This is a genomic window from Flavobacterium magnum, assembly GCF_003055625.1.
In the GTDB taxonomy this organism is placed as follows: Bacteria; Bacteroidota; Bacteroidia; order Flavobacteriales; family Flavobacteriaceae; genus Flavobacterium; species Flavobacterium magnum.
In genome coordinates, this window is record NZ_CP028811.1 from 1,934,471 (window position 1) to 1,960,839 (window position 26,369).

Below are 26,369 nucleotides of genomic sequence, written 5' to 3' on the forward strand. Positions count from 1 at the left end.
ACGATAAAAGATAAGCATCATGTCAAGAGTTTGTGACCTTACAGGCAAAAGAGCGATGGTAGGAAATAACGTTTCCCACGCTATGAATAAAACAAAGAGAAAATTCTCTGTGAACTTAGTGAAAAAGCGTTTTTACCTTGCTGAAGAGGACAGATGGATCACCCTTCGCGTGGCTGCATCTACAATTAAAACGATCAATAAAAACGGAATCGCTGCTGTTTTGAAAAAAGCACAGTCAGAAGGATTTATTAAATAATCTTTTCCAATATAAATATTTAGCAAAATGGCAAAGAAAGGCAACAGGATCCAGGTAATCTTAGAATGTACCGAGCACAAGACTTCAGGTGTTCCGGGAACTTCAAGATATATCACGACAAAAAACAAGAAAAACACTCCGGACAGGTTGGAAATCAAAAAATTCAACCCGATCCTGAAGCGTGTAACCGTTCATAAAGAAATTAAATAATACAGCGTCATGGCAAAGAAAACCGTAGCAACATTACAGACACAATCAAAAAGATTGTCTAAAGCCATCAAAATGGTAAAGTCGCCAAAAACCGGTGCTTACACTTTTGTTGAAGCGATTATGGCTCCAGAGGCCGTAGATGAATTTCTGAAAAAGAAATAATTCACCATACATGATATAGAACAGCTGCTTTCTCACCGGAAGTAGCTTTTTTATTTTATATATTTGCCGCAGCCAATCCGGCTATCCGCTGCAAGTCCTCGCGCTTCAGGCGGTCTTTTGTAAAATCCCCGCCGGCTTCCTTTGGTCGCCGCGGCAATTTTCAAAATCCGTGCCTTCAGCACTCCGGGCTTTCCGCTGCTATCCGGGCTGACCACCCCGCCTTTCAGGCACCCCTCGGGAGGAGTGGAATGCAGGGCACACATTAACGAAAGTATTCAGACCATGTCATTTTTCAAAAAAATATTCTCCTCCGAAAAGAAACAAACGCTCGATGAAGGGCTTGAGAAATCAAAGACCTCTTTCTTTTCAAAACTGACCAAAGCCGTAGCCGGAAAATCAAAAGTGGATGATGAGGTGCTCGACAACCTCGAGGAAATTCTTGTCGCGTCAGACGTAGGCGTCGATACCACGCTCAAGATCATCACCCGGATTGAAAAGCGGGTCGCTGAGGACAAATACCTCGGTACTGACGAACTGAACCGGATACTGCGTGAGGAAATCGCTGCGTTGCTTTCTGAAACCAATCTGGGCGAGGCCTCGGAATTCGTGATTCCCACCAACAAAAAGCCGTATGTGATTATGGTCGTGGGCGTCAACGGTGTCGGGAAAACCACGACCATCGGTAAGCTGTCACATCAGTTTAAAAAAGCGGGATTTAAAGTCGTTCTTGGCGCTGCAGATACTTTCCGTGCTGCGGCTATAGACCAGTTGCAGATTTGGGCGGACAGGGTTAATGTTCCATTAGTGAAGCAACAAATGGGAAGCGATCCTGCGTCGGTTGCTTTTGACACCCTGCAATCCGCAGTAGCACAAAATGCCGATGTGGTGATTATCGATACTGCAGGCCGTCTTCATAACAAGACCAATCTTATGGCCGAGTTAACCAAAGTCAAGCGTGTGATGCAGAAAGTGGTGCCTGATGCGCCGCACGAAGTCCTGCTGGTATTGGACGGCTCTACAGGACAAAACGCGTTTGAACAGGCCAAACAGTTTACCGCTGCGACCGAGGTGACCGCATTGGCGGTAACCAAACTCGACGGGACCGCAAAGGGTGGCGTGGTGATTGGTATATCGGATCAATTTAAAATCCCTGTAAAGTATATCGGGGTGGGTGAGGGCATTGAGCACCTGCAGGTGTTTAATAAGTACGAATTTGTCGATTCCTTTTTTAAATAAGAAAAATTGCAGTGTTTTACGCTGCTGTTTTTCCGCTGTCCGGCTTCAATTTTCAGTTATACAACGAGGCAATTTTCTGCCAAAGCACCTCGTCGAAGTCGGATAAGGCCAGGTTTACGTTATCAGCGGCCTCTCCCATACGGATCACCACCATTTTCTTTGAAGGGACAATGTAGATTTTCTGGTCATTCTTTCCTAATGCCATGTACATATCGTCAGGCGCTGACGGGATGATGCTGCCCTGAAATTCAAACTGGCTTTGCGGAAGGTGGTAACTCGGCTTCCCGTTGAGCCACCACAAATAACCGTATGCCAGGTTGATGTCCTGGGACGTTGAGGTGGCAGCAAAGGCATAGTTCTCATTGAGGATTTGCGTCCCATCCCATTTTCCCTTATTGAGCATCAACAATCCGAAACGCGCCATGCTGCGGGTGTTACTCCAATATACGCTGAGATCCTCTCCCGAAGCCAGCCATGCGCCCGTCATCCCGATTTTATCCCGCAATTGCGTATTGAAGTAAGTACTCCAAGTCTGTCCTGTCGCAGCGGCTATCACGTCCTGTAATTTCACGTAAACGTTGTGGTACGCCCAGCGGGTTCCCGTATCCGCCTTGTATTCAAGATTTGCGGGGGAGACATTATCGCCCAAAGCATCATCAAGTCCCGATGTCATCGTCAGGAGGTGCCGGCACGTAATCAGGTTTTCTTTAGCCAAAGGCGCGCTCGTCCATTGGTTTCCCAGATAATCCGAAACCTTGTCATTGAGATCAACGAATCCTTGCTGCGCGGCAATGCCGGTCATCGCCGACGTCAGCGTCTTTCCGGCACTCGCCCAGTACCAGGGCGTCGTCGCGGAATGCCCGTTGAAATAATTCTCCATGACGATCCTGCCATTGATCAGGACGATGAAGCTTTTGGTGTGTTTGGTTTCGAGATAATTGAGTAAGGGCTGTCTGGCCGATTCATTCCAATTTAAGTCTGAAAAAGCCCGTGTTTCCCAAGTGTCATCGCCTGACGTTGGAAAATACATTGCGTCTTCCACGGGCGCATTGTCTTCCCCACTATTGGTGCTGCAATTTAACGAGACAAGCGCAAGGGCAAGTAGTATATTTCTCATAGGATCTCTCTTTACGAATTTAAAATTACGGAATATTAGTACAAAGTGGCCGTGTGAATCGCGATTTGATAAAAAGTTTAATTATTTCATATAAAAAAGTATATTTGGGCATACCAAAAATAAAAAATATGAGAACATTACTTTACTTCTTCGTGTTGATCACGACTTACTGCCATGCACAAAACGCTTATGAAGCCGGCTATTACATTGACAATTATGGCACGAAAAAAATCGGATTTGTAGAAAACAACTACTGGAGCAATACGCCATCGCTTATTAAATTTAAAGCTGACGCCCAATCTGTCGAAAAAAGTCTCGACGTCAAGGATGTCAGGGAGTTTGGGATAGGAGAAACCATAAAGTATGTCAGGGAAACGGTAGACATTGATCTGCGAAGGACCACCATAATGAAGGAAAATAATTCCATGAACGGCAATCCTGAGTATGTAAAAAAGATGATTTTCCTTAAAGTCCTGATTGAGGGTGATGCGTCGCTTTACGCTTACGTTAATGACAGCCAGCCCAAATATTTCCTGTCAACCGGCGACGGGATTTTCAAACAGCTTTTTTTGAGGGTGTACGTTGACAACGATGCCCATGAGCAAAAAAATACCGCTTATAAGATGCAGTTGTTTGAAGCCCTTAAATGCGATAAACTTACTGCTGCCGATTTCAGGCGATTGCCTTACACCGAAAAATCAATTTCAGATGTCGTGCGCAGGTACAACGACTGCAGAAATAGTGAAAGCAAAGTCTATGCTGAAAAGCAAAGGAAGAGCGAAGTGAAGTATTCTGTGATTGCGGGCTTAGGACTGACGACGTTCAAGGTGGGCTCGCTGGAAGGATCGTTTGAAAATGGAAGCGGTTCAACTTTTGTAGCAGGGGCAGAGGTTTCCCTGCTGCTGCCGTTCAATAACAAGCGCATGGAATTATTCCTGAACACTGTCGTGGAAAAGGCTGATTTTAAATTGTATTCACGCAAATTTTCTACAGGTAGCCTCGTTACTTACATCCAGGACTATGTTGAATTTAAAGCCACGCCCATTGACATCAATGTTGGGACAAGATATTATTTCATCGTAAACGAGAAAAACAGGGTTTTTCTGAGTGGGGCCTTCGGCGTATGCCTTGCGAACGGGACAATAACGTATTCAAAAGACCGATACACCCCGACAGGTATAGAAAATATTGCGCGCGTTCAGGGCGATACGGAGACCGCGTTCAATGCCAAACTGGGTGCTGGCTATATGTTCGGGCAAAAGATATCGTTGAACCTCGACTACGATGTGTACGCGAAAAATTTCTATAATGAGGGAGGTATCAATGCCTCAAAGCTGGCTGTGCTTGCTGCAACGATTCGGTACAGGCTTAATTAACAATCCTTATTTTTTGGAAATTTGTGAGGGTTGCGCATGGCGCGTCAACACTGATTTAGTACTTTTACCTTTTACCACAAAATGAAAAAATCAGCGTTTTTGTTCCTGCTTTCCGCAGCCTTGTTCAGTTGCCATCATGATGTGACCCAGGAAGATATCTCCGCAATCAACGGCTATTGGGAGATTTCACAAACCGTCGGCAAAGATGGCCTTAAGAAGGATTTTAAGATTAACGAAACCATCGACTATTTTCAAGTCAGGAACAACAAAGGTTTCCGCAAGAAGGTGATGCCGCAATTCGATGGCCGTTACATTATAAATGACCAGAAGGAAGATCTTGGCGTTAAGAAAGATGGGGATGATTTTTACATCTGTTATGTAACGCCTTACGGCAAATGGCGTGACAGGATTACTGAAGTCAATGCCGTGGAATTGGTACTCACTGACAGTTCCGGCACGGAATTCCATTACAAACGTCCCGTAAAATTTTCAGTAAAGTAATGGTCAAAAGAGCGAGTAACGAAAGTCCGATCAGCGATGTGCTGAAGGAAATCATCAGCCTGAATAAGTTGCAGCCCGGGATGGACGCTGTAGCAGTGCGCGAGGCATGGGATTCGCTAATGGGCAATGGCGTGCGGAATTACACTAAGGAAGTGGTCCTGAAAGGCAGTACGCTGTATGTTGCACTGTCATCGTCCGTGCTGCGTGAGGAATTGATGTTTGGAAAAGCAAAAATTGTCTCGATGATTAACGAAGAGCTGGGTAGGGAAGTGGTTCGGGAAGTCATTTTAAGGTAGCCGAAACGCACGAATCCATTGCTTTCCGTGACATGAAATATAAAAAAATCCCGTTCATATGAACGGGATTTTTTGGTCTTATAGTCTGAATCGACAAGCTTTTACAAGCAAGGACGTTAGATTAAAACTGCTCTCTTCCTGCAAAATGGAAAGCACTTTCGATGGCAGCATTTTCGTCGCTGTCGGAGCCATGGACTGCATTTTCACCGATTGATTTTGCGTAAGCTTTACGGATTGTGCCTTCAGCCGCTTCCGCAGGGTTTGTAGCACCGATTAAAGTCCTGAAATCCTCGACTGCGTTTTCTTTCTCGAGGATAGCCGCTACGATTGGACCTCTCGACATAAACTCAACCAACTCTCCGTAGAAAGGCCTTGCGGCGTGCACGGCGTAAAATGCCTGCGCGTCAGCCGTAGTCAGTTGTGTCAGTTTTAAAGAAACGATCTTAAACCCTCCGTCAGTGATCATTTTCAGGATATTCCCGATGTTTCCGGCTTCAACCGCATCAGGCTTAATCATTGTAAAAGTTCTGTTTGTTGCCATTTTTATTTTAAAATTTTGCGCAAAAGTAGTTTATTAAAACCATATAATAAAATCTACACAGGTAATTATCGGGACATAAAAAAAAACCTCCGGCAAAGAGACCTCCGGAGGTTTTCAAATTAACCAAAATTCTAAATCGTATGCGGTGCTATTTTTTAATCAGCTTAATCGTCTGCACACCCTTATCGGATGTCACTTTCGCAAAATAAAGTCCCGCAGCAAGTGAGGAGCAATCCACGGTGCCCTGGTTGCCAAACAGATTTTTTGTCAATACGTTTTTCCCCATCGCATCGATGACGCTAATGGAACTTAAATTGCCATTGCTTACAATGTTCCAGGTTTCGTGTGAAGGATTCGGATAGGCTGTAAATTGCACGCCGGGAATCTCATCTACCGTAACCAACAGGCCTACTATGATATATTCGCCGGTGACCCTGTTGAAGCCAATACCCATGGTATCGCCGCCGCCCGTTACAAAATTCGGGCCGTCGGGTACCGCAATGCCTTCAAACATATCGGCTCCCATTCCCCAATTTACGGTCCAGCTGTCATTTTGCCGGAATTTGAATTCACCTGCATTCATCCAGATTTCCAGGGAATAGGATATCCCATCAGAGGTACTCATATTAACGTCCGGACCATCAAACCCATTGGTTTCGGTTAAGGCTGTCCCTAAAACACCAATGCTTACAAAATCGAAAGAATAGGCACCTGTAAGGATATTGAAAGTGACGTTGTAAGTGCCTCCCACCACAGGGATATTAGGGTCGTCCTGCACGCCAACTCCTGAAGGGAAAGTGGTACTTCCCCAATTCACTGCCCAGCCGTCGTCCTGGCGGAATTTAGCTTCGCCATCAACGAACGTGTAAGCCAACAAAGTATAGGTGATACCATCTGTTGTCTGCATGTCGACGTCCGGTCCTGCAAAGCCGTCCGCGCTCACGGCATCTCCTATAATTCCGATACTCGGAAAATTATTGATGCTCATAAAGTTATACGCGCCCGTCAGTCTGTTGAAACTGATGTCATACGTGCCTGCAACAACAGGGATGTTATTGCCGTCGCTCAAACCTGAGGGAAATGAAGAACCTCCCCAATTGATGTCCCACGCGTCATCCTGACGGAATTTGGCTTCGCCGTTCATCAGGGTCACGTTCATCAGGGTGTACACGATGCCATTGGTAGTGACCAGGTCAGTATCCGGTCCGCTGAACCCGTTGGCGTCTACAGCGGTTCCAAGAATGCCAACAGATGGAAAAGCACCTACAGTAGAAAATTCATACGCACCTGTCGAACGCGTAAACGTTACATTGAAGGTCCCGGCAGGAATGATCATGTTGTTCCCGCCCTGAGTGCCGACTCCCGAAGGGAATGCAGGATTACCCCAGTTAATGTCCCAGGCATCGTTCTGGCGGAATTTGGCCTCGCCCGCTGTGAACGTATAATTGGAAAGTGTATAGGTTTCTCCGTCATTGGTGGAGAGGTTGACGTCCGGTCCGGCAAATCCGTTGGCAGTTACCGCGGTGCCCAAAATCCCGACACTTGGATAAAGCGGTGTACCGACAAATGAATAGGCCAAAGTACTCAGGTTGAACGTCAGTGTATAGGTGCCGGCCACAACAGGAATGTTTGAACCGCCCTGAACAGCAGTGCCGTTTGGAAAATTATCGTTCAAAAGATCCACACCCCAGTTGGTGGTCCAGGCATCGTCCTGACGGAATTTCAATTCCCCATTTGTGAAGACATAATTTTCAAGCGTGTAAGTAATACCATCGTTGGTGGTCATATTCGTATCAGGATCGTCGAAGCCACCTGAAGTTACCGCCGTACCCAATACGCCGATATTGGCAAATACCACCGGAGCGTCAAAAGAATAAGCACCGGTTTGACGGTTAAAATGCACCGTATACATTCCTGCCGTAACCATGATGTTGGATCCATCCTGCGTGCCTGTTCCGGATGGGAAATCAGCACTGCCCCAGTTAACAGCCCAGTCGTTATCCTGCCTGAATTTGGCCTCACCGGTAGTAAACGTATGGTTGTATAGGACATAATTCACACCATCAGTCGTGCTTAAGTCGGTATCCGGATCTGTAAATCCTCCGGCACTCACTGCCGTCCCGATTACGCCGATACTTGGGAAAGTAAAGCTGTAATCGCCCGTAATCCTGTTAAAAGTCACCGAATATGTACCCGCAGGAACCGGTATGTTATTCCCCGCGTTGATGGTCGCAACACCACTCGGGAATGCCGTACCGCCCCAGTTGATGTCCCAGGCATCATCCTGCCGGAATTTCATCTCCCCGCCCAGAAAATTGTAATTCGTAACCGAGTATGAAATGCCGTCAAAAGTCACCATATCGACGTCCGGTCCAGCAAACCCGTCTGCGCTTACCGCAGTACCAATCATCCCGATACTCGGAAAAGAGACGACATTAGTGAACGAATACGCACCTGTGTCACTGTTAAAAGTAACATCGTAAACGCCCGCCACGCACTGGATATTCTGACCATTCTGGGTTCCGGTCCCACTAGGAAATGCCGTGCTTCCCCAATTGATCGCCCAGGCATTGTTGGCCCTGAATTTGATACCGCCACCACTTCCAAAGGTAGTTAGTGTGAGGTTTTCGAGGGTCCAGTGGACGCCATCTGTTGTGGCCATCTGGTGCACGTCTTCCGGTCCCGGATTTCCTGGATCGCCGGGCCATCCACCCGCTGCCTCGCCCACGACCGCCACAGAATTTACCTGTGCCTGCGTGATGGAAAACAGCAACATCGTTAAAAAGAGTAGTGTTTTTTTCATTCCTTATCAGTTTTAGTTAATATGTGTCCGTTAAATTTAGATAAAATTTAACAGATTGATATTTACCGATAAAGAAATGTATGCACGAAAACGTTTGCGTATTGATAACTTTTTTAGCGCAACTGAAATGGCTATCAGCAGTTTACAAAACCAGTACGCTGAAGTGATGAGAAAAGGGTTGCAGCGTATCCACAAGGCGTTCAATCAGCAAATCACCATATTCGAGATAAAACTCTGCAAAATTGGCGCTTCTTTCCTGCAAACCGTTAAGCGGGAAAAGCTCATTTTGTAAATTGGTAATGCGCTCCAATTCATCAGCATGCTTCCTTTTCTGCGCTTTGAGCAAACGCTTTTCCAGGTTTTCAAGGCCTTTGATTTGTTTGATCTCCTGCGCTTTTACGGCACCCGTGAACGATTTATCGGTATGCAGTGCCATGTCGTGGAGTTTTTTAAACTGGTCTGACAGGAATTTCTTCTGCTCCGACAAATCCACAGGAAACTCTGAAAGGGACCTGATTTTTTTATTTGCCAACGCGTCCTGTTTCATAAACAGGTCTCTCCATTGCAATTCAAGTCGCTCCGCTTTCCCAGCCTGTTTCTCGGTAGCCAGCAATACTGAGTTGCGGATCAGCAGCATCGGGAAAGTGACGCCTGCAGCATCGAAGAATGCTTTCAGTTCAAGCCAGTACGCGATTTCGCCACCGCCGCCGATGTAGCAAAGATTCGGCAATATGACTTCCTGATAAAGTGGGCGCATGATCACATTGGGGCTGATTTTCTCGGGATGATTTTCAGCCAGATCAAGGATTTCTTCTTTGGTAAAACTTAAATCGGTATGGTTCACGATGTACTTACCCTGATCAAAAATGATCCGTTCGCGCAGCTGGTCCTCCAGATAAAAAAGGTTGATTTCACGCGGATTCACCTGCACGGTGTAATCGCCAAAGCCGGCAATGGTTTCAGAAACTTTCCCGAAAGAGACCTGTTGTTCCAGTTCAGCTTTCACATACGGGACGAACGCTTTTTTCAATGCAGCCGAATCGGCATCGATGATTACAAGCCCGTGAGCGCCAAACAGCGCATTGGCCAGATAGCGCGTGGCTTCCGCCAGGGTCGTGTGCCCGGTGTAAGCATCGCTGAACAGTGTCCTGAGTGTTTCGGCATGAAGGCCGGGTCCGAGTTCCCTTGCAAAAATCTCGAGGAACTGGTCAAGCCCTTCCGTAGATAAACGCCCCACGGCGCCGGCGCTTTCACGGTTCCAACGGAATTTCTTCCCACGGAAATTAAAGTAGTTGATTTCTTCAAAGTCATGGTCTTCGGTCGCCATCCAATACACAGGAACAAAGCGGTTCCCGGGATATTTTACGCTGAGTTCCCTGGCGAGGTTTATTGACGTGATGATTTTGTACAGAAAGTACAGCGGCCCGGTAAAAAGGTTCAGCTGGTGGCCGGTCGTTACGGCGAAAGTATCGTCATCCGCCAAAAGCGAAATATGCTCTTTAGTCAGCGCAGAAGCCTTGATTTGAGCATACTGCCTTTCAAGTTCTGCCACCAGGACCGCACGGTTTTCCCGAGGGAAATTCCTTTTTTTCTCCTCCATCTGCGCCTTAAAATTTTCAAGTGATGGGAACCGATGGTACCACTGTCGTACGCCGGGTTTTTGGTTGAGGTAATCGACAACTAAAGGTGTGAAATACCCGGAATCCTGATACGTAATACAGTCGGTTGGCATGTGGAAAGTTTGAATTTCCCGTAAAATTACTAAAAAAAGATGGTTTTACTTAATCCGTAACTACAGTATTTCCTGCGCTGATGAGTGCCTGTTTGTCTATAATACCCTGTCCCGTCGGCGGTGCCGGAGGACTTTGGGAACCCAGAAACAACTGTTTCCCGGTTGCCGGCGCAACGAGAAGCCACGTATGCAGCAGGTTGTTTACTGTAGCAACCGTCAGGGCATTATAGCTGAAAGCATACTGATTGTAGTTGCCGGGTGCTATTATACCACCCACTTCGTCAAGCACAGGAAACGCAACTGTTCCAAGAACCGGATTCGATTGGAAACTGCATTCCTTTAAGAACGTCAATGCAGGGAAAGTTACTGAGGTAAGCATTGTGTTAAAGCTGACATGGAGGGAATTAATGGAGGTAATGTGCTCAAACGATAAACTCGTAAAGCCCGTTGCCTGAATGCCAATCAAATCGGCAACTGTTAGCAACGGAATCTCAAGCGAGGTAAGCATCGGAGCGTGAACCGAGACACTACCCGTGGTGAGTGAAGGCAGACTGATGCTGTTGATCAAGTCGCCATAAGCAGAAAAACCGCCCGTGGCAAGCGAAGGCAGCGTGATGCTGCTGATCAGGTCACCATAGACAGAAACACTGCCTGTTGCAATCAGCGGCAGGTTTACAGACGCTAAAGTTGATGAGTTTATAAATAACGTACCTGAAGTTAACGCAGGCAGGTTTAATGAGCCGATCTGGTTGTTGCCGGTTATGGTAACTGTTCTGCCGGTATGCAGGTCGTCCAGGTTTACATTGGCGAGCACCGCATTGTTCGCAATATAAATCTTCTGCGTATTATTTATCAATGCACCAAGGTCGATGGTTTGCAGCAATGGATTGTCTTCTATATCCAAATTGTAAGACGCCGTCATTACCGGAAAAGACAAACTCGTCATGCTGGCATTATCGGTCAGCAGGAACTTCGATCCCGGTGCAATTTTCGTCAGCGCCGGAAAAGTAAGCGAGCTCAGATCGTTATTGTCAACCACATCAAATTTTCTTCTGGACGTTGTGAATGCCGAAAAGTCAACCGTGGTAAGGTGAAGGTTGTCGCTAATGCTGACATCGCGGTACACTGTCGTAAGATGGCTAAGATTCAGTGTAACAAGCTGTCGGTTATTGGTGATCTGCAGGTCAAGTAAAGTTGTCACCATACTCAGGTCAAGCGTCGTCAATTGCGTCGTGGCATCAACGATAATGTTCTCCGTATTGGGGCCAAACTGAGATTGTATTTGCGCGGCAGCTTCGGCATTACTGGTATCACCGGTGATAAAAATGGTGGATTTCCCCTGATTCAAACTCGTTCCCGAATACAGTGCGTAGGGCACACTCAGCAACTGGCTGGTCCCTGAGATGCTGTAATTACTCCCACCCTCAGGATCGGTTTCGGTCTTGATGAAATAATTTCCGTCACCCCAGCTGATCGCTGAAAATGTCCCCGTAACCGGTGTTCCGCCCCCAATTTCAAGGCTGGCCAGACCATTTTCATTCGTCGTAACCGCGTGTGTCTCAACATAAACAGCAATCCCCAGAGGGTCATTTTTTACAATGCTGATGCGCACACTGATTGGGGTTTCCGTAACCAGGTTCCCGGAAGCATCCCGTATTACTGACTGGTAGCTCATTTTTTGTGGAGCCTGAGCAGATAGCGTGGAACTGATGAGCAATAAAGCGAAAAGGATTATTTGGGGAATGTACTTTTTAACCATGTTCTTATTTTTTTATGATTTTGAATGTCTTGATTTTTTTATCGCTTCCGCAGATCGTAATCAGGTAGATTCCCGGAGGATATTGCTGCATTGCCACCAATGTTTCTCCAGAGAAAGCGGCAGGTGATAACAGGACTTTACCGGTGATGTCAGAGAGGCTGTATGTTAAACTGCCGTCGCGGTCGTCGGCGTTTTTTAACGTCAGGTTGTTGCGCACCGGATTGGGATATGCCAAAAGCTGTATTCCGGGAAGCTCGTCTTTTCCTAAAACGATGATTTCATAAGGTTGCTGGACACCGACGGTAATCAATGCGCTATCCGGACTTTTATAAGAAATTTGTCCTACAGAGTAACTCACGGTGCCGCCTGACCCGGTTGCATTTCCGCCGCCTGCGACCGTGCTCTGCTGCGCCCGGAGACCCGTGCAGATTAACGCGGGCAGTAAAAAAAACACCTTTTTCATATCGAATTTATTTGGAGGCAAATCTACTACCTTTTCGTTTTAATTGTCAATCGGTTAGCCTTTTTTTTAAATTCCGTGCAGGAGAAACTATCGTTTAACGCCTCCCGAAATCGTATGGACTTAAAATTTCAGAAATTAAGACTAATTTTGCCATATGGTCAGACCCTTCCTCATCACGCCGCCGTTTACCCAGCTCAACACGCCTTATCCGGCGACCGCTTATCTCAAGGGTTTCCTCAACACACAAGGCATTGCCGCTTTTCAGGCTGATTTGGGCATTGAGGTAATCCTCGCGTTGTTTTCCAAAAAAGGGCTTACGGAGTTGTTTGATTTTATCGGCGCTTCCGCAGATGTCACTCCTAACGCCGCACGCATGATATCCCTCAGGAAGGATTACATTGACACGATTGATGCCGTAATCCTGTTCCTGCAGGGCAAAAACCCAACACTGGCACTCCAGATCTGTCAGGAGGATTTCCTGCCCGAAGCGTCGCGGTTCAGCCAGTTGGAAGAACTTGATTGGGCGTTCGGGACGATGGGCACACAGGACAAGGCAAAACACCTCGCGACGCTGTACCTCGAAGATATTTCCGACCTGATTGTGGAATGTGTCGACGACAATTTCGGGTTTAGCCGCTACGCCGAAAGACTCGGCCGCAGCGCCAATTCGTTTGATGAATTGTACGCGTCGCTGCAACAGCAACCCACTTATATCGATCGGATACTATACCAACTCCTAGAGCAAAAAATCAGTGAAATCCAACCGACGCATATCTTCATTTCGGTACCATTTCCAGGCAATCTGTACGCGGCTTTCCGCTGTGCCCAATGGGCCAAAATACATTACCCCGACGCAATTGTCGCCATGGGCGGCGGTTTTCCAAACACCGAATTGCGTTCGCTTTCGGATCCGCGCGTGTTTGAGTTTTTCGATTTCATCACGCTCGATGACGGTGAGGCGCCGGTGGCACAGTTGCTCCGGAATTCGTCACTTCCCAAATCGGAGCGCACCTACAAACGTACATTCCTTCTTGAAAATAACGCGGTCGTTTATAAAAATGACTCCGTTCAGCACGATTACAAACAGTCTGAAACCGGTACGCCGGACTACAGCGACTTGCTGCTGGACCGGTATATTTCGGTGATAGAGATTGTAAACCCGATGCACCGCATGTGGAGCGATGGCCGCTGGAACAAACTTACGATGGCACACGGGTGCTACTGGGGAAAGTGTACTTTCTGCGATATATCACTCGACTATATCAGGATTTATGAACCGGTCGCCGCGTCATTACTTTGTGACCGCATTGAGGAACTCGTAGCGCAGACCGGGCAAACCGGTTTCCATTTCGTGGATGAGGCCGCGCCCCCCGCACTGATGCGCGCATTGGCCATTGAGATCCTCAGGCGTAAGCTTACGATCACCTGGTGGACCAACATCCGTTTCGAGAAAAGTTTCACGGCAGACCTGTGCCATTTGCTCAAGGCTTCGGGATGTATTGCGGTGTCTGGCGGACTCGAAGTGGCTTCCGACCGGCTCCTCAAACTGATTGATAAAGGCGTGACGGTGGCGCAGGTGGCGAGGGTCACGCGGAATTTCACCGAAAACGGCATCATGGTGCATGCCTACCTGATGTATGGCTACCCGACGCAGACCGTTCAGGAGACCGTCGACAGTCTCGAAATGGTGAGGCAGATGTTCGAAGCGGGGATTCTGCAATCCGGATTCTGGCACCAGTTTGCGATGACGGCGCACAGTCCGGTAGGGCTCGAACCCGCGAGGTTCGGTGTCGTCAAGGATTCGGAATTGGTCGGTAGTTTTGCAAACAACGACATCAATTACACGGACAACACCGGAATCAATCATGATCAATTCAGCTTTGGCCTAAAAAAGTCGCTTTTCAATTTCATGCACGGCATTTGTTTCGATTACAGGCTTCAGGATTGGTTTGATTTTAAGATTCCCAATACGACTATAAGCCGCGATTTTATCGTCAATGCATTGGAGGAAGACGGCATGTTTGACACCAAGGGTTCGGCGAAGGTTATTTGGCTTGGCGGTATGCCTTCCATGCAATACGTCACCAAATCGAAAAAAGGACGTTCATGGGAAATGGTGGCTTTGACATTCCATACTAAAAAGGAGGCGTTCGCGCTTCAGTTTAATCGGGCGGAAGGGGAGTGGTTGGCCGGACTGTTGGAGCAGGTCCGCGTGACGAATCAAAAAGTGTGGCAGTTCAGCGAAATCAAGTCAGATTTTGAGCAACATCTTGACGACTTCGAATTGTTCTGGTATGCTAAACCGATGCAGACGCTCAGGAAACACGGTTTACTGGTATTATAGGTCAGTCCTTCTTTTCATCCGCTTCCGGGCTGTCTTTTTTCTTGCCCTTGTCTTTTTTTTCGGCTTTGTTCTTGAGGTTTTCGAATTTCAGCAACTGCTCTTTGTTAAGCAATTGACGGATTTTCGCTTCCATCTTGTCTTTGGCAGTATTCATTTTTTCACTTTTGCCGGTATCTGGAATTTCCTCAACAGTGATTGACATAACCTGGTTTTTATAGTCGTCGATAATATTTTTTACGGCCGCTTTCTGGAAATCATCCAGGGAAAGCTCCTTGGTCATTTTATCCGTCGAGGCCTGTACGAAATCAAAATCAGACTTCTTGTCCTTTTTCTTGCCTGTCTGGAACTGGCCAGGCCCGCCAATGCTGCGGTCTACGCCGCCGTATTGCGCCTGGATTGAAAATGAAGAAAAAATGAACACTGCAAGGACGAGTATTTGTTTCATGTTCAGGAAATTGATTTTGATTGCCAAACTTACAATTAATCTTCAAAGATATTTTTTTAACGTCGTTAATTTTTACCCAATTCGGAACCTCAAAACCGGCAAATCAGTCGTTCCCGATGGTGAGATTACAACGTTTTATCAGCTCGAGCAACTTGGTGTCGCTGCTGAAAACCGTATTGAGTCCTTGTGGTTCCTGCGGTGGATCAGCCGTGTAAGGATCACCGGCATGCCACTTTCCACTTTCATCCTTTGCGACACCTTCGCCGCCAAAACCCCAGAAATTGATGCCCCGCAACGGGCCGTCCCCGGAAATACTCTTTGAGAGTTTCTCAAAGAACAGGTTGTAAAACGCCAGCCTGTCGTCGAAAGCCGTTTTGGGAGACAGGCTTTCATCTTCCCTGGGCAGGCCGAATTCCTCAATGACGATAGGACGATTCATGTTACGCGCCAATGCCACATGCTCGTCGATGTATTTTTCAGCATTGGAAATCGCTGTTGGCAGCGTAGCTTTCGCGTCAGCGGACTTGTACCAGTTCCAGTTTTTTGGCCAGATGTGCATGGTCAGGTAATCGATTTTCGGGTTGGCATGCGTGCGTGCGAAGGTGCCCAGGTCGCCGTTAGCCCCCATCCTGCCTTCGGATCCGGTACAAATCAGGTGGTTCTTGTCAAGTCGGTCAATCAGGTTTACCGCTTCATTGAGCCAGTCAGTAAAAGCTGCTTCATTTTCCGGGGTAAACACGCGCGGCTCATTCGCGACCTGCCACGCCATGATTGTAGGATCATCAGTATATTTTTTTTTGGTGTAAGCATTTTTCCTGCCGAGAATAAAGGTGATGTGTTGGGCCAAAGCCGATTTGCATGCTGCGCAGGAGTGGAACTGCGCTACATAGTCCATAAATTCATCCCAGGTATGTTCCGCTCCGATGTTTGGGTTAGGGATTGCGCCTTTGCCATTCCACTCCAGGTATTGCGCCATGCCGCCCGACCATTCCCAATTGTTGGTCAGGTAAAGGACAGCCGTCATGTTGCGCCGGGCCATTTCCGAAAGCAGGAAATCAAGTCCGTCAAGCAGATCGGGATCGTATTTGCCCTGTTCAGGTTGCAGCGCCTGCCGCACGGTAAAGTCATAATTGCCGCCATCAGCACCCACCATTATCCTTAGGTTGGTGATGCCGTAGTGCTTCATCAGGTCGAGCTCGCGAAGCAACCGTGGTCGGTCGCCTTTCCCGGAAGCCAAAAGTGAGCCATACCAGTAATTGGCACCGACGTAGGAATAATTCCTTCCGTTCCTCAAAAACCGGGTTCCTTTTACTGAAACGAAAGACTGCGCCGACGCGGTCACGGCGAGCAGTAAAAAAAAGAGGCACACTGATTTTTTCATGGTCATTCTGATTTGAATTTAAAACCAATTGCGTGCAGGTTTTCGATGCCGAGCCCTGGCTCATTGGCGATTATCTTCCGGAGCCTTGAAATAAACACATCGAGGCTGCGTCCCATGAAATAATCATCGTCGCCCCAGAGCGCAGTCAGGATCTGCTCGCGTTTGAGCACCTTATTTTTATTGTCCAGGAAGTACTTGAGCAATGCGGCTTCACGCTCGGTGAGCTTAATTTTTTCATTTTCCTTGAACACGATGTAATTCTGGCTGTCGAAACGGTAGCTTCCGAGATCATACACGGGATTTGCCTCGACGCTGCGCCGGGACCGCTTCAGGAATATTTCAATCTTCAGCAACAGCTCCTCGATGCTGAATGGCTTTACGAGATAATCATCGGCACCAATGCGCAGGCCTTTGATGCGGTCTTCCTTGAGCGTTTTGGCGGAAAGGAAAATAATCGGGATGTCGGTATTGGTTTTTCTGATTTCCGAAGCAAGCTCGAAACCGTCCCTTTTCGGCATCATGATATCGAAGATGCAAATGTCGAACGCGCCCGCCCGGAATATTTCGAGGCAGGTCTCACCATCTGCGCAGTGCGTAACGTCGTAGCCATGCTGTTCCAGGTTGTCTTTGGTCAGGAACGCGAGCGTATCGTCGTCTTCGGCATACAATATCTTAAAGTGCATTTATTTTGGCATTATTAGGGTCATTGTGAGTCCGCCGTCCGGATTTGCGGAAGGTACAATCTTCCAGTGGTGGAGCACGCATATTTTTTTAACATAGTAAAGTCCGAGTCCGAAACCCGTCACCTCATTACTTCTCGAATTGCTGATCCGAAAGAACTTATCAAAAATAAACGAAATATTCTTTCCTGAAATCCCGACGCCATTGTCGACGAACGCTATCCTGAGTTTGTCACTTTCTTCGGTAATGCGAATGGTGATTTCGGGTGTTTTCTCGCAGTACTTGACCGAGTTGTCGATCAGGTTGTACACGATGTTGGTGAAATGAAACGCATCGGCAGCAATATGGTATTCGGACCTTTGCGCTTCAATGCTGACTTTCGTTTCCGGGTATTTAAGGTGGATGCTTTCTACGGCATTCCTGATGACCGCAATCAATTCAGTACGTTCTTTATGCAGCACCAATGCAGAATTGTCTGATTTGGCGATGTTGAGTACTTTCTCGATATGTGCGTTAAGCTTGTTGCTTTGAGCGATGATAATCCCGGTGTACTTATCAAGTTTCTCATCAGACCGGATTTGCGGTTGTTTGCTGAGGTAATGCGAAGCAATCAGGATCGACGACAGCGGGGTCTTGAATTCGTGCGTCATATTGTTGATGAAATCGCGCTGCAGTTCGGAATATTTCTTTTGTTGTAAGATGGTGAAAATCGAATACACATAAATCAGCAGGATTACAATCAGCGCAATCGTCAGTACAAACCAGAACTTGAGTGAACTGAACAGGTACGACGTTTCATTCGGGAAGCGGACGGCAAAATAATAGACCAGGTTTTTGTGCTTCGGGAAATAGACTTTCTGTGGCGCGGCATCCTTATCTGAATAGGAAACATAGTTGCCATACACCATTTCGTCGCTCTGGCAATTGTACATCGCGTACTCGAAATCAGTGGCTATGTTAACTTTGGCGAATTCCGCTTTGAGATAGAATTCGAGGATTTTCGGATCAAAATCATTGTTGATGTTGACCACGTAATAATCATTGGACACCTTTTGTACCGGATTGTCGCCGGGCAGTTCATTGTTGGTTCCCTCATATAATTTCTTGGATACCTCGAGCAGGGCGATATGGGATTTCTGGCTGAATTTTTTCTCCTCTATCGTGTAGGCCTGCCGGGTCCAGAGCAGTTGCAATACGAGGATTCCAATGATGGCAATGAGCCCCAGCAGTATGATGATGTTAAGCTTGTTCACTTTCATTGCCTGCAATATTAGGCAAATTATCGGTTTGAAATGCTGCTTAACAACTCGTTAACAAACATTTGAAAGTCGTTAACAACGGCGCCTGGAAGATTAAAATACTTTTGGAACAGCAAACAAAGGCACGCCTTTTTTATTAATCGAAAAAACCTTAATTATGAAACACACCCTTATTCTATTTGTCACTGCAATGTTTTGCACGATCGGATTTTCATCATTCGCTACGCTGCCTGCTACCGGTGGCAAGGTAATCTGGAAAGCCGAAACCGTGGACACCGGAGAAATTCCGCAGGGCACGCCGAAAACCATCGAATTTGAATTCAAGAACAGCGGCGAAACTGCGGTGACCATCACCAGCGCGAAAGCCTCTTGTGGCTGTACCGTCGCCGACTATCCCAAAGAAGCGATTGCGCCCGGAAAATCAGCTAAAATTACCGCGACGTACAGTGCGGCAAACAAGGGACAGTTTACAAAGACCATCACCGTAACCACTTCGGAAAGTGACAGCCCGAAAGTGCTTACCTTAAAAGGAACCGTTATTTAAGATTTTGTGCTTTTTTAATTTGATGCCATTGTCAAACCTTGACAATGGCATCTTTGTTTTTTCACAAAATATAAGGGCATTAGTCTAAAAATCGCGCGTCAATGGTTTTTTTATCTATTTTTAACTGCGTTTTAACTACAACGATGTGTTAAATAACTTAAACCGTATTACCATTTATAAGAAGATATTGTGGATGACCACTCTGTCCGCAATCTTTTTTCTTGCGCTGCTGTCGGCCATCTACTACTACACTATTCAGCAGGAAAAGGAAGTTTACAAAGTTTCCCTGAGACAATTTGGGAACGAGGTAAATTCGTTGACCGAGCTTGACGCGCAAACCAATATTTCCAATATTGTTGACATGGTGTATTGGGACGAATTCATTCACTACCTGCAGCTGAAAGACCAATATTGGTTTGATCAGAATATCGAATCTTCGGTGGCCACCTATAAGGCAGACTACCTTGGAATCTATGATGTTAAGAGGAATTTCCTGAATAAGGCGTCAACGAAGGCAATAAGTAGTTTGGATTTCATGCCGAAAGCGGCTTTTGATGCGATCGACCGCAGGCGATTGGTTGAATTTTACATTAGGATCCCCGAAGGTGTTGTACAGGTCTTTGGGTCAGGTGTGCACCCGACTGCGGATATATACGATAAAAAGACCCCGCCGTCAGGATACTTCTTTATCGTCAAGCTAATGAACGGTGCGTATTTTGACAGTCTTGAGACGTTAAACAATTCCCAGATCGGATTTATTGACAAACCGCAGGAATCTGAAAATAGCCTCTATGTACTTCGTGACTTGAAAGATTATAACCATAATACCATCGCTACTTTATCGTTCATCAGGCCTTTCGATGTCAGTTTCCATACTACAAAAAGTATATTAATATTACTAATAATTACTTATCTGTGCAGTATTGCGGTATACCTGTACTGTTCGCGCCAATGGGTGTATAAGCCATTGAATCTGATTACAAGTATCCTTGAAAAAGGGAATGAGACCGATATGGAAACACTTAAACACATTCCCGGGGAATTCCGGCACATCGGAAATTTATTTGAAGAAAGCAAGAAGCAGCGCGAGCAGCTTGAAATCGCCAAATCAAAAGCTGAGGAAAGCGACCGTCTCAAATCGTCATTTCTGACGAACATATCGCATGAGATCCGCACCCCGATGAATGCCGTTATTGGATTTTCGGCAATGCTGCAAAACGGCAATCTTTCCGAGCAGGAAAGGACCGAGTACCTCCGTATTTTGCAAAGCAGCGGAATCAATCTGGTGTCTATTATCGATGATCTTATTGAGATGTCCAGGATTGATACAAACCAGGTCGTTCCAAACTATAAAGCTGTCGACATTGATGCGTGCCTAAGTGACTTGTATGAGTCGATTAAAATAACCGTTCCCCGGGAAAAGGATATCCACTTCTACATTGCCTGGCCTGACGAACGTATTTCCGGAAAAATAATCACCGATGAAGTAAAACTCCGGCAAGTCCTTACAAATTTAATCACCAATGCAATCAAGTACACACCACAGGGATTCGTATCAATATCTTATGAAATTGACAGCAATGCGGCCGAAGTGGTTTTCTCAGTACATGATTCCGGTATCGGCATTGATGTGGAGGAGCATGGTAAGATTTTTGATCGGTTTTTCAGGATTGACAACGACTTTTCGATAAAGGCGGGAGGTCTCGGATTAGGCCTTTCCATCTCGAAAGCATACGTAAACATGCTTGGCGGAGAAATCTCAATCACATCACGCGAAAAAGCAGGATCGGATTTCCGCTTCACCATTCCCCTGAATTATGCGCAGGCTGAAAACATAGCCAGTCCAATCAAAAACAATGCAGCAGAATACGAGAAGGAATCGCTCACCATTCTGGTCGCTGAAGACAACAACATTAATTTCCTGTTGCTGCAAAAAATGCTCTACAGGCACAATCATGTCATCTTAAGGGCTTGCAACGGCCGTGAGGCAGTCGATACCTGCCAAAGCAATACAGCGATCGACCTGGTGCTCATGGATATTAAGATGCCTGTAATGGACGGCTACGAAGCCTTCGAACTCATAAGGAAGATCAGGCCTGAACTCCCCGTTATCGCACAAACAGCCTATGTTGGGAATGATGGTAGCCTCATTAATCAAAAAGGATTTTCAGCCTGTATTTCTAAGCCTATTGATAAGGATAAATTACTTGCATTGCTCAACAATGTCGTTTATATTAAAAAGAATGCATCCAATGCTTAGGAAATCTTTGTCTCTATTGTTGTTAGCAGGGTTGCGCCTTTTCGCTCAAAACACGGAGGGTGCCGAAAGGCGTGAAAATACAGATAGAAAATGGGAGGCAGCTATAGACTTCCAAAGCAGGTACATCTGGCGCGGACAGGCTTACGGTGGCAGCACTACCGCTGTGCAGCCTTCATTTGCTTACAACCTGATTGGAGAGCTGACTGTGGGGATTTGGGCGACGCAAAATTTCCGATGTAAGGATTACCATACCGACGGCACGTCCGACGGGTATCGTGAATTCGATTTTGGATTGGACTACCAATTTGCAGATTTTTTATCTTTTGGTCTGTGGCAATACTACTGGCCGGCCCTACAGCAAGACCTTGAAGCAGATACCCGTTTTTTTAACTATAGCACCAACAGTGTCACAACAGTTGACGCTGGGTTAACATTCGATTTCTCTGAAGATTACCGGCTCGCCTTCCAGGCGGCCTTGAATACGTTTATCGCTGGGAATGATTTCCGCTATGATAGTGCCGGCGATAATCCCGTGCAAAATTTCACGACATACGCTGAAATCGGATATGTATTTAAGGACGTATTCGATCGTATTTCCACAAAAACATTTCGTAGTATCAACATTACCCCGGTGGTGGGTGCCGTGCTTAATAATCAGGCAGCATACTACGCGGCTGGAGATTATAATAAAATTTCATTTATTAACCTTGCAGTCGCCGCATCGCGCGAATTTGACCTCGGGTTTGGCGTTAGTATGCCGGTAACCATTAATTACACGCACAATGGCGCTGCTGCAAACACCTCATTGGAGGGGCGTGACTTTTTAACAGCTACCGTATCAATCAAATACTAAACCGTAGATCGGCCGAAAGTAATCCACGTAACCACAAGGTTCTATTCGTGCACGTGCAATGGCTCCCCGTACAAATCGAATTCTGTCGCGTCGGTAATTTTTACCATAACAAAATCACCTGTTTTCACATAGTGCTTCGTGGCATCGATGAGTACTTCGTTATCCACGTCCGGACTGTCAAATTCGGTTCGTCCCACAAAATGCCCGCCTTCCTTTCTGTCGATAATGCATTTGAAGGTCTGCCCGATTTTCTCCTGGTTCAGGTCCCATGAAATCTGTGACTGCAACTCCATAATTTCGTTGGCCCGTTCCTGTTTTACTTCATCAGGCACATCATCTTCGAGCAGATACGCGTGCGTGTTTTCTTCATGAGAATAGGCAAAACAGCCCAAACGGTCGAATTTCATTTCCTGTACGAAATCCCTGAGCTTTTCGAAATCTTCCTGGGTTTCCCCCGGATACCCTACAATCAGGGTCGTCCTGATCGCCATACCAGGAACGGCCTCACGGAAATCCTTCAACAATCTTGTTGTTTTTTCCTGGGTGGTGCCGCGGCGCATCGACTTCAGGATGGAATCTGAAATGTGCTGCAGCGGAATATCGATATAGTTACAGATTTTCGGCTCACGCTTCATGATTTCCAGTACATCCATCGGGAAGCCCGTAGGAAACGCATAATGCAGGCGGATCCATTCAATGCCTTCTACTTTGACAAGCGCTTCGAGCAGTTCGCCAAGGTTTCGTTTCTTATACAGGTCAAGGCCATAATAGGTGAGGTCCTGCGCAATCAATATCAATTCCTTTACGCCGTCTTTGGCCAGCGTCTGTGCTTCCTTTACCAATTTCTCAATCGGTTGGGACACGTGCTTGCCGCGCATCAGCGGGATCGCGCAAAAACTGCACGGGCGGTCGCAGCCTTCGGCAATCTTAAGGTAGGCATAATTCTTTGGGGTGGTGGTGAGCCTTTCGCCCAGCAGTTCGTGTTTGTAATCGGCACCCAGCGCCTTGAGCAGCAAGGGCAATTCGGTGGTCCCGAAATACTGGTCGATATTCGGGATTTCTTTTTCCAGATCCGGACGATAGCGTTCTGACAGGCATCCGGTCACAAAAACCTTGTCCACCAGGCCGCGTTCTTTTTTGTCGGCGTATTCCAAAATCATGTTGACAGATTCTGCTTTCGCATTATCGATAAACCCGCAGGTGTTGATGACGATGATGTTGCCCTCTTCTTTTTCCGGCGCCTCGTGCTGTACATCCTTTCCGCTGGCGCGCAACTGGCCCATAAGCACCTCGCTGTCGTAGATATTTTTGGAGCAACCCAGCGTAATGACGTTTATTTTGTTCTTTTTTAGGGATTTAGTCCGCATGTGTCTGAAATTTGAGGGTGCAAAAATACGGTTATTTTTTGGATAATCTTTTGTTTCAGGAGCTAATCCTGCTGTCCGCTGTATCTTTTTCCTGCTGTGCCAGCAGCAAAAAGGATGCCGCTGCCATCAGGGCTAAAAAGAAAATCCGTTCCACCCGGAACGGATTTTTATCCAATTGGCGCTTTGTCCTTTAAGCTTAAAGTTCAAAAATCACTGTCAGACTCACATTGTGGTTTCTTTGGTTGATCGTGGCGGTATCGGTCAGGCCCTGCGAAAACGAAGATTGCTGGTAATCCCTTCTGGCCTTGGTGTAGGAAATATCCACCTTGGTGTCTCCGAAACTGTAACCCAATCCGGCGGAATAGGCATTGAGGTCGCTCATGATGGCGTCATTTTTGTACGGACTCTGCTCAAAACGGTAACCGCCCCTGAGGCTCCATTTTTTGATGCGGTATTCGCCGCCTACCCGCAGTTCGCCCGAGGTATCCAGTAAATCGTTGATCTGGGTATTCGCCTTGGCAATCAAAAGATCGCTTTTCGGCTTGAGGCGTGTGTTGGAATAATCTTTCATCGCATAATCCACGCTGATCAGTCCGCTCTTCCCGAAAACATAAGCTACACTTCCGGTATAACGGCCCGGCGTCTGCAATTTGTATGTCGGATAAATGAACCTGATGTTCGGGTCTGCAAAAAAATCGCCTTCGTTGGGTGCTGTATTTAAGGTGCTGACCTTGAGGGTCTGCAGCATCTCGTCTTTGAGGCTGTACCAGGTCGGCGACTCATAAGACAACCCCACACGGATTTCGTTGTTCAGTTTGGCAATGGCACCCAACTGGAATGAGAATCCCGATCCGTAAGTGGTCAGGTCATTGCTGAAACGCAGCGCCTGCAAGCCATTGGCATCATCATGTCCGGGTGAATCAAGGTAATCCTCGTAAAAACTCGTGTGCCTTGTATAATCTGTAAAGTGGGAATTGAGGTTTAAACCGAAATAGTATTTATCCTTGTACGAAATTGCGGCATTAAAAGATAATTTGCCATTGTAACCGGTACTGGTAATGGTATTCTCCTGGTAAAAATTGTTCGCTCCCGTAATCGCTGATGCGTACGTTGCATTGCCAACCGGATTAATAGCATAGCCTTCAAACCCAAGGTAAGCCTGTTGTTCCGCGTAGGTCAGGTCTTCAAAATTGTTGTCTGTGATTCTTGAAACAGGTACGCCGTTCGCATAACTCAGAAAATAGTCTGCAACGGAATTATCGTTGTGTCCCCTATAAAAAACAGAATTGTCAAACAGGTTTGCATTTTCGTAATTGATCCCGAGCGCCAGCTTATTCCATCCGCTCTTTTCGCTCTTATCGGTAAAAACCCATATGCCTCCCACTTGGTTTAAGTCGAATGTATTGTCGTTTTCGCGATATTTTTCGCCGAAATAATTCGAACGGTTTGTAGTGTTTACGCTGCTCATCGTCAACGCTGCCTGGTTGTTCGAAAATACTGCCGACCCTGCAGGATTGACGCTCAGAGATGAAAAATCGCCGCCCAGCGCGCCGAAGGCCCCACCCATCGCGCGGAACCTGGCCGTGCCATTCAGGTTGTCCTGCGCATAACGAAGCGCGTCGGTGAAATCCTGTGCCTGTAACCCGTTGGCTGCAAGCCCTAAAAATAAAATTGATAAATACTTTTTCATATTGATGATTAATTTTTGGTCAAAAAAATACCTATGCTGAACACAGGTATTTGTTATTGTTGATTATCCTCTTCTGCCACCACCACCACTGCTGCTTCTGCCGCCACCGCCGCCACCGCCGTAGCTTCCGCCTGATGAACGGCTGCCTCCGGATGAACTTGGCGTGTAAGACCGCGAGTTAGAAGATGATGAACTTCTGGTTGGAGTGTAAGTGCCGCTGCTTCGCGTTGAAGTTGAAGGCGCATTGTTGGAGTAGTTCGTATTCCTTGTGCCGGAATTGCGCGTTGAATAACTTGTTACTGATCTCCTGCCGCTATTATTACTGGCGTCACTTCTGCCATAATTGCGGCTGCCTGATCTGCCGATAGCTGCGTAATTATTTCTTCTTCCAGCATTAACTCCATAGTTGTATCCGGATCCACGTCTTCCATTGCTGTAGGCGTAGTTGCCGTAGTGATGGTGCCCGTAATAACCTCCGTAATAGCCGCCCCAGTATGGTGAGTAGTAGCCTCCCCAGCCCCAGCCTGAGTAGTAGCCCCAGCTTGGCCCGTACCACGAATTCCATCCCCAGCCGATATTCCAGTTCCACCCCGGGCTATACCATCCCCACCCGAGGCTTGGCCCGTACCAGTTGTTCCATCCCCAACTGTTGTCGTATACATTGACCACGACATTTTCATTGCTTCCCCATCCGCCGTTATCGTTGGCATCACGATACGTATTGCCGGTGGTGTCTGAGACGGATGAATAATTGTCAACATCGGTAAAAACCTCTGAGGATTGTTGTTTGGCATCAAAATAGTCCTTGTAGGCCTGGTTATTAGCGTTTGACGCAGTTTCTTTCGTCCGGACATCGCTGCCGGCGGCTCCGTAAACGCCATCACGATCGTAGTAGGAAGTATTCTGATATGAACCGCAGGACGCGGCCAGCAGCGCGATCAAACCCAAAACGGGCCAGGCGCGAAGCGATCTGAAGTGAGCATAATAAGTTTTCATAGTCTGTAGCTTTTTTATTGTTGGACAACACAAAAATAAGTAGTTTTGCGAAACTTTTTAGTTAAATAAAGTTAAACCTGATTTATCTCAATTTATT

General features: G+C 46.8%; 24 protein-coding genes. 11 read left to right on the plus strand and 13 right to left on the minus strand.

What is annotated here, in order from left to right:
- The first annotated feature begins 19 nt into the window (after nucleotides 1-19).
- The 4 genes from rpmB (at nucleotide 20) to ftsY (ending at nucleotide 1,864) form a co-directional block, all read left to right on the plus strand.
- Nucleotides 20-256, plus strand: a complete 237-nt coding sequence (rpmB, locus tag HYN48_RS07975) for a 50S ribosomal protein L28 (RefSeq protein ID WP_108370603.1) — start codon at nucleotides 20-22, stop codon at nucleotides 254-256.
- A 27-nt stretch (nucleotides 257-283) separates the two neighbouring features.
- Nucleotides 284-466, plus strand: a complete 183-nt coding sequence (rpmG, locus tag HYN48_RS07980; RefSeq protein WP_008253902.1) for a 50S ribosomal protein L33 — start codon at nucleotides 284-286, stop codon at nucleotides 464-466.
- 9 nt (nucleotides 467-475) lie between these two features.
- Nucleotides 476-628: a DUF4295 domain-containing protein gene (locus HYN48_RS07985; RefSeq protein WP_108370604.1), complete on the plus strand. Its 153-nt coding sequence runs from the start codon at nucleotides 476-478 to the stop codon at nucleotides 626-628.
- A 282-nt stretch (nucleotides 629-910) separates the two neighbouring features.
- Entirely contained in the window at nucleotides 911-1,864 is a 954-nt protein-coding gene (gene ftsY / locus HYN48_RS07990) for a signal recognition particle-docking protein FtsY (RefSeq protein ID WP_108373478.1), read from the plus strand.
- Between the two features lie 52 nt (nucleotides 1,865-1,916).
- On the opposite strand, the gene HYN48_RS07995 is transcribed toward ftsY, so the two are convergent.
- On the minus strand, nucleotides 1,917-2,981 hold the full coding sequence (locus HYN48_RS07995; protein ID WP_108370605.1) for a serine hydrolase domain-containing protein: 1,065 nt from the start codon (nucleotides 2,979-2,981) through the stop codon (nucleotides 1,917-1,919).
- Nucleotides 2,982-3,109: 128 nt separating this feature from the next.
- On the opposite strand from HYN48_RS07995, the gene HYN48_RS08000 reads away from it, so the two are divergent.
- From HYN48_RS08000 to HYN48_RS08010, 3 genes are all read left to right on the plus strand, one after another.
- The gene (locus HYN48_RS08000; protein ID WP_108370606.1) at nucleotides 3,110-4,357 is read left to right on the plus strand and encodes an outer membrane beta-barrel protein; all 1,248 of its coding nucleotides are present in this window, start codon (nucleotides 3,110-3,112) and stop codon (nucleotides 4,355-4,357) included.
- Nucleotides 4,358-4,438: 81 nt separating this feature from the next.
- Nucleotides 4,439-4,858: a hypothetical protein gene (locus tag HYN48_RS08005; protein ID WP_108370607.1), complete on the plus strand. Its 420-nt coding sequence runs from the start codon at nucleotides 4,439-4,441 to the stop codon at nucleotides 4,856-4,858.
- Nucleotides 4,858-5,154 (plus strand): DciA family protein, encoded by a 297-nt coding sequence (locus tag HYN48_RS08010; protein WP_108370608.1) that lies wholly within the window; start codon nucleotides 4,858-4,860, stop codon nucleotides 5,152-5,154. The genes HYN48_RS08005 and HYN48_RS08010 overlap by 1 nt, the downstream gene beginning before the upstream one ends.
- A gap of 121 nt (nucleotides 5,155-5,275) precedes the next feature.
- Here the strand turns inward: HYN48_RS08010 and HYN48_RS08015 are convergent, their stop codons facing one another.
- From HYN48_RS08015 to HYN48_RS08035, 5 genes are all read right to left on the minus strand, one after another.
- A complete protein-coding gene (locus HYN48_RS08015; RefSeq protein WP_108370609.1) occupies nucleotides 5,276-5,695 on the minus strand; it encodes a nucleoside-diphosphate kinase in 420 nt (139 codons plus the stop codon).
- A gap of 148 nt (nucleotides 5,696-5,843) precedes the next feature.
- Nucleotides 5,844-8,498, minus strand: coding sequence for a T9SS type A sorting domain-containing protein (locus tag HYN48_RS08020; protein WP_108370610.1), 2,655 nt, complete (start codon nucleotides 8,496-8,498; stop codon nucleotides 5,844-5,846).
- A gap of 142 nt (nucleotides 8,499-8,640) precedes the next feature.
- Nucleotides 8,641-10,230, minus strand: a complete 1,590-nt coding sequence (gene bshC / locus HYN48_RS08025) for a bacillithiol biosynthesis cysteine-adding enzyme BshC (protein WP_108370611.1) — start codon at nucleotides 10,228-10,230, stop codon at nucleotides 8,641-8,643.
- 49 nt (nucleotides 10,231-10,279) lie between these two features.
- Nucleotides 10,280-11,905: a hypothetical protein gene (locus tag HYN48_RS08030; RefSeq protein ID WP_108370612.1), complete on the minus strand. Its 1,626-nt coding sequence runs from the start codon at nucleotides 11,903-11,905 to the stop codon at nucleotides 10,280-10,282.
- 88 nt (nucleotides 11,906-11,993) lie between these two features.
- A complete protein-coding gene (locus HYN48_RS08035) occupies nucleotides 11,994-12,452 on the minus strand; it encodes a T9SS type A sorting domain-containing protein (RefSeq protein ID WP_108370613.1) in 459 nt (152 codons plus the stop codon).
- A 154-nt stretch (nucleotides 12,453-12,606) separates the two neighbouring features.
- Between HYN48_RS08035 and HYN48_RS08040 the strand changes: the two genes are divergently transcribed.
- Nucleotides 12,607-14,796, plus strand: a complete 2,190-nt coding sequence (locus tag HYN48_RS08040) for a B12-binding domain-containing radical SAM protein (RefSeq protein ID WP_108370614.1) — start codon at nucleotides 12,607-12,609, stop codon at nucleotides 14,794-14,796.
- A gap of 1 nt (nucleotide 14,797) precedes the next feature.
- On the opposite strand, the gene HYN48_RS08045 is transcribed toward HYN48_RS08040, so the two are convergent.
- From HYN48_RS08045 to HYN48_RS08060, 4 genes are all read right to left on the minus strand, one after another.
- Entirely contained in the window at nucleotides 14,798-15,241 is a 444-nt protein-coding gene (locus tag HYN48_RS08045) for a hypothetical protein (RefSeq protein ID WP_146171746.1), read from the minus strand.
- Nucleotides 15,242-15,344: 103 nt separating this feature from the next.
- Nucleotides 15,345-16,622, minus strand: coding sequence for a glycoside hydrolase 5 family protein (locus tag HYN48_RS08050; protein ID WP_245945937.1), 1,278 nt, complete (start codon nucleotides 16,620-16,622; stop codon nucleotides 15,345-15,347).
- Nucleotides 16,623-16,624: 2 nt separating this feature from the next.
- On the minus strand, nucleotides 16,625-17,305 hold the full coding sequence (locus HYN48_RS08055; RefSeq protein WP_108370617.1) for a response regulator transcription factor: 681 nt from the start codon (nucleotides 17,303-17,305) through the stop codon (nucleotides 16,625-16,627).
- On the minus strand, nucleotides 17,306-18,562 hold the full coding sequence (locus HYN48_RS08060; protein ID WP_108370618.1) for a sensor histidine kinase: 1,257 nt from the start codon (nucleotides 18,560-18,562) through the stop codon (nucleotides 17,306-17,308).
- Nucleotides 18,563-18,719: 157 nt separating this feature from the next.
- Here HYN48_RS08060 and HYN48_RS08065 point away from each other — a divergent pair, with 157 nt between their 5' ends.
- The 3 genes from HYN48_RS08065 (at nucleotide 18,720) to HYN48_RS08075 (ending at nucleotide 22,219) form a co-directional block, all read left to right on the plus strand.
- Complete coding sequence (locus HYN48_RS08065) at nucleotides 18,720-19,106, plus strand: DUF1573 domain-containing protein (protein ID WP_108370619.1); 387 nt, start codon at nucleotides 18,720-18,722, stop codon at nucleotides 19,104-19,106.
- Nucleotides 19,107-19,251: 145 nt separating this feature from the next.
- The gene (locus HYN48_RS08070; RefSeq protein ID WP_146171747.1) at nucleotides 19,252-21,366 is read left to right on the plus strand and encodes an ATP-binding protein; all 2,115 of its coding nucleotides are present in this window, start codon (nucleotides 19,252-19,254) and stop codon (nucleotides 21,364-21,366) included.
- The gene (locus tag HYN48_RS08075; protein WP_181248442.1) at nucleotides 21,329-22,219 is read left to right on the plus strand and encodes a TorF family putative porin; all 891 of its coding nucleotides are present in this window, start codon (nucleotides 21,329-21,331) and stop codon (nucleotides 22,217-22,219) included. Before HYN48_RS08070 ends, HYN48_RS08075 begins: the two co-directional genes overlap by 38 nt.
- Before the next feature lie 41 nt (nucleotides 22,220-22,260).
- Here HYN48_RS08075 and rimO read toward each other — a convergent pair whose 3' ends face one another.
- The 3 genes from rimO to HYN48_RS15160 form a co-directional block, all read right to left on the minus strand.
- A complete protein-coding gene (gene rimO, locus HYN48_RS08080) occupies nucleotides 22,261-23,586 on the minus strand; it encodes a 30S ribosomal protein S12 methylthiotransferase RimO (RefSeq protein WP_108370622.1) in 1,326 nt (441 codons plus the stop codon).
- Nucleotides 23,587-23,782: 196 nt separating this feature from the next.
- Entirely contained in the window at nucleotides 23,783-25,276 is a 1,494-nt protein-coding gene (locus HYN48_RS08090) for an OmpP1/FadL family transporter (protein ID WP_108370624.1), read from the minus strand.
- A 63-nt stretch (nucleotides 25,277-25,339) separates the two neighbouring features.
- Nucleotides 25,340-26,272 (minus strand): hypothetical protein, encoded by a 933-nt coding sequence (locus HYN48_RS15160; protein WP_146171748.1) that lies wholly within the window; start codon nucleotides 26,270-26,272, stop codon nucleotides 25,340-25,342.
- Nucleotides 26,273-26,369: the final 97 nt, after the last annotated feature.